Annotated in this window: 7 protein-coding genes; 6 read left to right on the top strand and 1 reads right to left on the bottom strand. The window is 74.9% G+C overall.

What is annotated here, in order from left to right; translation table 11 throughout:
* The coding region (locus tag AB0C69_RS34985) for a TIM barrel protein (protein WP_360359473.1) at positions 1-723 on the bottom strand (723 nt) is incomplete at its 3' end.
* 164 nt (positions 724-887) lie between these two features.
* On the opposite strand from AB0C69_RS34985, the gene AB0C69_RS34980 reads away from it, so the two are divergent.
* From AB0C69_RS34980 to AB0C69_RS34955, 6 genes are all read left to right on the top strand, one after another.
* The gene (locus AB0C69_RS34980) at positions 888-1,625 is read left to right on the top strand and encodes a GntR family transcriptional regulator (RefSeq protein ID WP_345173643.1); all 738 of its coding nucleotides are present in this window, start codon (positions 888-890) and stop codon (positions 1,623-1,625) included.
* A gap of 126 nt (positions 1,626-1,751) precedes the next feature.
* Positions 1,752-3,104, top strand: coding sequence for a phytase (locus AB0C69_RS34975; protein ID WP_360359468.1), 1,353 nt, complete (start codon positions 1,752-1,754; stop codon positions 3,102-3,104).
* A 74-nt stretch (positions 3,105-3,178) separates the two neighbouring features.
* Entirely contained in the window at positions 3,179-4,099 is a 921-nt protein-coding gene (locus tag AB0C69_RS34970; protein WP_360359465.1) for a LacI family DNA-binding transcriptional regulator, read from the top strand.
* A 403-nt stretch (positions 4,100-4,502) separates the two neighbouring features.
* The gene (locus AB0C69_RS34965; protein ID WP_353835338.1) at positions 4,503-5,498 is read left to right on the top strand and encodes a Gfo/Idh/MocA family oxidoreductase; all 996 of its coding nucleotides are present in this window, start codon (positions 4,503-4,505) and stop codon (positions 5,496-5,498) included.
* On the top strand, positions 5,495-6,475 hold the full coding sequence (locus tag AB0C69_RS34960; protein WP_345173651.1) for an inorganic phosphate transporter: 981 nt from the start codon (positions 5,495-5,497) through the stop codon (positions 6,473-6,475). Before AB0C69_RS34965 ends, AB0C69_RS34960 begins: the two co-directional genes overlap by 4 nt.
* Positions 6,472-7,131, top strand: a complete 660-nt coding sequence (locus tag AB0C69_RS34955) for a DUF47 family protein (RefSeq protein WP_345173653.1) — start codon at positions 6,472-6,474, stop codon at positions 7,129-7,131. Before AB0C69_RS34960 ends, AB0C69_RS34955 begins: the two co-directional genes overlap by 4 nt.
* Positions 7,132-7,253: the final 122 nt, after the last annotated feature.

The raw sequence follows: 7,253 nt of genomic DNA, 5'->3' as shown, positions 1-7,253 counted from the left end.
GGGACGGCTCCGGAAAGCGCTCTCCGTGGGCGCGGCCCGCCGCGTTCGACACCGGGCTCGCCGACCGGGACTGGCAGGCCACCTGGATCCGGCGCTGACGTCCTTGAGGTGCACGTGCGCGATCCGCTCGGCGGCGCCCGCCGCCAGCTCCACCGGGTCGGTGCCGCCGATCAGCAGGTGGCCGGTGTCCAGGCACAGGGGGACGCCCGACCCGTCGAGGACGCGCCGGACCTCATTGGATCGTTCCACCATGGTCCCGACATGCGGGTGGAGCACGGCCCGCACGCCGGCCTCCGCGGACAGCGAGGCGATCTGGTCGAGGTTGGTCAGCAGCGCCGTCCACCCGGCGGCGTCGAGGGAAGGACGCTCGTCATAGCCCTCCAGCCCGTGGACGGCGGCCAGCACCAGCGTCAGTTCCGACTTGGAGCGTTCCACGTCAAAGCCGGCCAGGACCCGCCGGATCTCGGGCAGCGGGTCGCGGTCCGGGTCGTGCAGCACGACGGGCGCGAAGCCGCCCACCGCGCGGAGCCCGTACTCGGCCAGCAGGGCGGCGCGCTCCCCGGCCCCGGCGGGCAGGAAGCCGTCCGGCCCGAACTCCGTGGCGGCCAGCCCGAGATCGCGCATCTCCCCCAGCACCCGCCCGGGGTCCATCTGGTGCCCCCAGCCGGGCACCTCGCACACCCCCCACGAGATCGGGGCTCCCGCGACGCGGTCGTTGATCATTGGCTCACCATCTCCCTGGGACGGGCCCGGTTCCGTGCTCGGCATCGGCCTCGCCGAGTCTGCTGAAAGCCGGGAAGGTATGTCAATAGTTTGTTATGACATTATGAGGTAATAAGCTAACCGACGGCGGCGGGTACGATCGTTGGGACGAGAGGAGGCGCCGGGTGTACCGACCGCGCGTGACCGTGGACCGCAGCAGCCCCGTCCCGCTGTACTACCAGCTCGCGCAGCAGCTGGAGGCGGCGATACGGGAGGGCGAGCTGTCCCCGGGCACCCGCCTGGAGAACGAGGTCGAGCTGGCCGACCGGTGCGGGCTGTCGCGCCCGACCGTCCGCCAGGCGATCCAGCACCTGGTGGACCGGGGGCTGCTGGTGCGCAAGCGCGGCGTCGGCACGCAGGTGGTGCAGTCGGAGATCCGCCGCCCGATCGAGCTGACCAGCCTGCACGACGACCTGGCCGCGGCCGGGCGCGAGCCGCGCACCGAGGTGCTGGAGCTCGGCACCGTCCCCGCCGAGGACCAGGTGGCCAAGGAGCTCGGCGTCCCGCCCGGCGCCGAGGTCACCCGGATGCGCCGCATCCGGTTCACCGGCGACGAGCCGCTCGCCCTGCTCACCAACTACCTGCCGCTCGACCTGCTCAGGATCGGCGAGGCCGACCTCGCCGAGCACGGCCTGTACGAACTGCTGCGCGCGACCGGCATCAACCTGCGCATCGCGAACCAGACGATCGGCGCCCGCGGCGCGACGGCGGCCGAGGCCCGGCTGCTGGACGAGCGGCGCGGCGTCCCGCTGCTGACCATGACCCGCACCGCCTACGACGACAAGGGCGGCGCGATCGAGTACGGCTGCCACGTCTACCGCGCCGACCGGTACTCCTTCGCCCTCACCCTCGTCGAGCGCTAGCCGGCCCGCCGGGGCCCGTCCGGCGAACGGCCGGTGAAAATCTCTTGATCAATTAGAGCGCTCTATTGAATTAGAGCGCTCTAATGCCTACCGTTCAGGCATCCCCCACGCATCAGGAGGAACCCGATGCAGTTGCGACCCACCCCCCAGGGCGCCCGCCTGGCGGCCGCGGCGACGACCGCCGCGCTCGCCGCGGCCTTCCTGTCCGCGGTCCCCGCGGCCGCCGACGGCGACGAGCTCGCCCAGGTCCGCGCCGCGCTGGAGACGCCCGCGAACCTCGACGACGACGCGGGCGGCAACGCCAACGCCGACGACCCGGCGATCTGGAGCCACCCGGACGACCGCGACGGCGACCTGATCGTCGCGACCCTGAAGCAGGGCGGCCTCGCGGTGTACGACGCCGCCGGCCGGCAGATCCAGCGGCTCGCCGCCCCCACCCCGCCCCGGCCCGGCGACGAGCCCGGACGGTTCAACAACGTCGACCTGATCTACGGCTTCCAGCTCGGCCGCCGCAAGGTCGACCTGGCCGTCGTGTCCGACCGCGGCCGCGACACCGTCCGCACCTACGCGATCGACCCCGCGAAGGCCGAGGCCCACCGGCCCCCGCTCACCGACGTCACCGACCCCGCGGCCCCGCCCGTCTTCTCGTCCTCCCTCGACGAGATCAACGAGCAGGCGACGGCGTACGGGCTGGCGTCCTGGAAGGACTCCCGCGGCGCCTCCTACGTCGCGCTCAGCCGCCGGCACACCTCCCGGATCGGCACCGTCCGGCTGGAGGCCACCGCCGCGGGCACCGTCACCTACCTGCACGTCCGCGACGTCGACCTGCCCACCTCGTTCGCCCTGCCGGGCGGCGGCACCTGGGCTCCCTGCGAGGACCCCGGCGAGGGACCGCAGGTCGAGGGCATGGTCGCCGACCCCGAGAACGGGGTGCTCTTCGCCGCCCAGGAGGACGTCGGCATCTGGCGCATCCCGCTCGGCAGCGGCTCGCCGCAGCTCGTCGACAAGGTCCGGGAGTACGGCGTCCCCGCCGCCTACGACCCTGAGACCGAGGAGTGCGCCCCGAGCGGGCCCGACCCCGGCGTCGGAGGCACGCACCTCACCGCCGACGCCGAGGGCCTGTCCATCTACCGGCAGGACGACGGCGAGGGCTACCTGCTCGCCTCCAGCCAGGGGGACGACACCTTCGTGGTCTACGACCGCCAGGACCCGCGCCAGTACCTCGGCCACTTCCGCGTCGCCGCCGGACCGACGGTCGACGGGTCGGAGGTCTGCGACGGGGCCATGGTGACCAGCGCCCCCGTCGGCGGCTTCGACAACGGCCTCCTCGTCGTCCACGACGGCGTCAACACCCCCACGGTCACCGACGGGAACGGCGAGGTCCGGGAGAACACCAACTTCAAGCTGGTGGACTGGGAGGATGTGGCGGACCCGCTCGACCTGGACGTCACGCCCGGCGACTGGGACCCGCGCGACTAGCAGCGAACCGCACCGACGCGAGTCGCCGCCATGCCCTTCATGGCGGCGACTCGCCGTACCCGGGAGAACACCGCATGACCCACCCGACCCTGGAGGACGTGGCAGCGCGAGCCGGAGTGTCGCGCGCGCTCGTGTCGCTGGTGATGCGCGGCTCCCCCAAGGTCGGCAGGGAGCGCCGCGAGGCGGTGCTCCGGGCGGCCCGGGAACTCGGCTACCGGCCCAACATGATGGCGCGGAGCCTCGCGGCCGGCCGGACGGGCATGATCGGCGTGCTCCTCTCCGACCTCCGCGATCCCTGGTACGGCGCGGTCTACGACGGGCTCGCCGACGAGGCCGCCCGGCGCGGCGTCCGCCTGCTGCTGGCCACCGGGCGCGGCGGCCCGGCGCGCGAGCGGGCCGCCCTGGACGACCTGCTCGACCTGCGCCCGGACGGCGTCGTCCTGGCGGGGCCCAGGCTGCCTGCCGCCGACATCGAGCGCGCCGCCGCCGGATGCGCCGTGACCGTGGTCGGGCGCTCCGTCCGCTCCGACCGCGTCGACTGCGTGACCGGCGACGGCGCCGCGGCCGTCGAGCGGGCGCTCGGGCGCCTGGCGGACCTCGGCCACCACCGCGTCGCCTGCCTGGACCTCGGTGCCCGCCCCTCGCCCCTGCGCCGCGCGTGCCCGGCCGGCGCCGTCGTCGCCCGTCCGGACGAGCTGTGGCGTCCGCCCGGGCCGCCGACGGCCGTCCTCGCGCTCGGCGACACGACGGGCGTCGCCGCGCTCGCCGCGCTGCTGCGCGCCGGGAGGCGCGTGCCGGACGACGTCTCACTGGTCGTCCACGGCGATCCGCCGGGGGCGCGGGCCGCGGGGGTGACGACGATCGCCTCGCCGGCCGCGGAGATGGGCCGCGCGGCCGCCGCGATCCTGCTGGACCGGATCGGGGACGGCGCGCAGGCGGAGACCCGGCGCGTCACCGTCCCGCCCGTCCTCGACGAGCGCGGCACCACCCGGTAGCCCGGGCCCCGGAAGCGACGCCCGGAAGGCGTGCCCTCCCGGCTCCGGCCGGATCCGCGGCACGCCCTTCAGCCATGCCCGCGGCACGTGGATCCGCCGCGCCCGAGACACGCGATGACACCGTGCGTGGGGGCCTCGCGCACGCCTCTGGCCGGACGCGGCCGGGCTGAGCCGAGCCTTGTCCCGCCGTTCCCGCAGCTCCGCACGGCCACGACCGGCCCGGGGAAGACTCCAGTCCAAGTCAGAACGTCAAGATGTAAGAACAAAGTCTTGACTGCCGTTCCGGTGCGGGCTACAAATGTGCCCCAAGCCACACGAAGATGACGAGCAGATGAACAACCGGTGTCCGCCGCCGGTCCATCAGATGAACTCGCCATCCGATCGGACAGCCATGGGAGGCACCATGCGGGTCGGACTGTTGGGCGCGGGGCGGATCGGGGCATCGCACGCCCGGTTCCTGGGCGGCCATCCCCAGGTCGACACCCTGCTGATCGGAGACGCCGACGTGCGCCGCGCCGCGGCGCTGGCCGGCCCGATCGGCGCCACGGCCGGGGACCCGGAGACGGTGCTCACCGCCGGGCTCGACGCGGTCGTCATCGCCACGCCGACGTCCACGCACGCCGAGCTGCTCGTCCGCGCCTGCGACGCGGGCGTCCCCGCCTTCTGCGAGAAGCCGGTCGCGCCCGACCTGCGCACGACGCTGGAGGTCCGCGACCGCGCCGCCAAGACGGGGGTGCCCGTGCACGTGGGCTTCCAGCGCCGGTTCGACGCCGGGTACGCGGCGGCGCGGCAGGCCGTCCTCGACGGGCGGCTGGGAACGCTCCACCGCGTCCACCTGATCACGGCCGACCCGGCGCCGCCGCCGGCCGAGTACGTCCGCTCGTCCGGCGGGATCTTCCGCGACTGCCACATCCACGACTTCGACGTCCTGCGCTGGGTCACCGGCCGGGAGGTCGACTCGGTCACCGCCGTCGGCGCCAACCGCGGCGACGCCTACTTCTCGGCCGCCGGGGACGTGGACACCAGCGCCGCCGTCCTGGTCATGGACGACGGGACGCTCGCCACGATGCAGGGCTCGCGGTACAACGGCGCGGGATACGACGTGCGGATGGAACTGTCGGGCACCGCCGGCACCTGGGTGGTCGGGCTCGACGAGCGCGCCCCGCTCCGGTCGGCCGAGCCCGGGGTGGACTGGCCGCCCGGCGATCCGTGGACGGACTTCCAGGAGCGCTTCGAACCCGCCTACGCGAACGAAATTGGAACGTTCCTGGAAATGGCCAGGGGCCGCGCGGACAGCCCCTGCACCGTCGACGACGCGCTGGAGGCGTTCCTCGTCGCCGAGGCCGCCACGCTCTCGCTGCGCGAGGGCCGCCGCGTCCCGCTCGCGGAGCTCCGGTGATCTGGGCGGCGGCGTTCGGCGCGGTCGCGCTCGCCTTCGTCTGGGTGACCGGCGTCAACGACGGCGCGGCCCTGCTCGGCCTCAGCGGGCGCTACCCCCGCTCGTCCGGGCTGCTGCTGACCGCGCTGGTGCTCGTGCCCCTCGTGCTGGTCCCGCAGGTGACCGTCACGGTCGCGCGGACGTTCACCGAGGGCCTCACCGACCTCGGCGACCGGCGCGGCGCGCTCGCCTTCCTGCTCGGCGTGACCGTCGCGCTCGCCGTCGTCGCCGGGCTCACCAGGCGCGGCCTGCCGACCAGCCTGACGCTGGCGATCGTCGGCGGCATCGGCGGCGCCGGACTCGGCATGGGCCTCGACGTGGCCTGGGGCGGGCTCGGCCTCGTCCTGGCCGTCGGCGCCGCCGCCCCACTGGTCGGCACGTCCGTCGGGTTCGGGCTCGGGCTCGCGTCGCGGCGCGTGCCGTCCTTCGCCGGGATGCCCGGAGCCGTCCGGACCGCCCACGTCCTGGCCTACACCGCCCAGTGCGCCGCCTACGCCGCCAACGACGGGCAGAAGATGCTCGCCGTCGTCAGCGTGGCACGGCACGTGGTGTCCACGCGGCGGCTCGGCGGGGTCGGCCCCGTCCAGCCGACCCCGGTGGTGCTCATCGCGATCGCCGTCGTCTTCTGCGCCGGCGCGCTGAGCGCCGTCCACCGGGTGGGCGAGCGGCTGGGGCGCGGGCTCGTGCTGGCCCGGCCGCTGCACGTGGTGTCCACGGAGGCGGCGGCGGCCGCGTCGGTCGCGGCCAGCTCGCTGGCGGGCGCGCCGGTCAGCATGACGCAGTCCGTCACCGCCGGGGTCGTCGGCGTCGCCGCCAGCGAGGGCGCCTCCCGGGTGCGCTGGCAGAACGTCGTCGGCATCGGCGCCGCGTGGCTGTTCACGCTGCCGCTCGCGTTCGCCGCGGGGACGCTCGGCGGCGTCGCGGTGAGGACCCTGTGAGCGCCGCCGTCCGGCCCGTCCGCCGCGTCCGGCTCATCTGGGACGACCTGCGAGGACGCTCCGGAGACCGGGTCGTCGGGCAGGTCGCCCGGCAGATCCGCGCCGTCCGCGACGGCGCCGAGCTGGCCCGGGAGATGGCCGCCGGGCGGGTCCCCTCCGGGGAGGCCCGCGCCCGGATGGCCGAGCTGGAGCACGCGGGGGACGCCGAGCGCGCGGCGCTCGCCGCGATGCTGCGCGGCGTCCTCGCCACCCCCATAGACCGGGAGGACCTGTACCGGCTCTCCCGCTCCGTCGACGACGTCCTGGACAACCTCCGCGACTTCGTCCGCGAAGCCGACCTGTTCGGGCCGCCCGGACTCGGCTTCGCCGTACCGCCGCTGGACGCGGTGCTGGAGGGGCTGACCTCCCTCGACACCGCCGTCCGGAAGGTCCTCGCCGAGCCCGCCGCGGTCACCGTCGCGGCGCTCGGCGCGCGCAAGGCCGGCAACCGCGTCCGGGAGACCCGGCAGGCGGCGCTGACCCGGCTGTTCGCCGGACCGCTGGACATCGACGTCCTGCGCAGGCGCGAGCTGCTCGACCGCCTGGACGCGGTGGGGCGGCGACTCGGCGAGGCGGCCGACGCGTTGTCGGACGCGATGCTCAAACGCAGTCACTGATCGAACCATGAAGCCGCAGGTCGGGGCTGCGGGCACAGCGCGAGGAGAGAACCCACCATGATCCGCACCATGATGAGAGGGCGCCGGGCACGGGCCGGAGCCGCCGTCGCCGCCGCCCTCGC

The organism is Actinomadura sp. NPDC048032 (genome assembly GCF_040653175.1).
Taxonomy (GTDB): domain Bacteria; phylum Actinomycetota; class Actinomycetes; order Streptosporangiales; family Streptosporangiaceae; genus Spirillospora; species Spirillospora verrucosospora.
The sequence above is the reverse complement of the archived record's forward strand: the minus strand, read 5'-3'. Positions and strand labels throughout refer to the sequence as shown.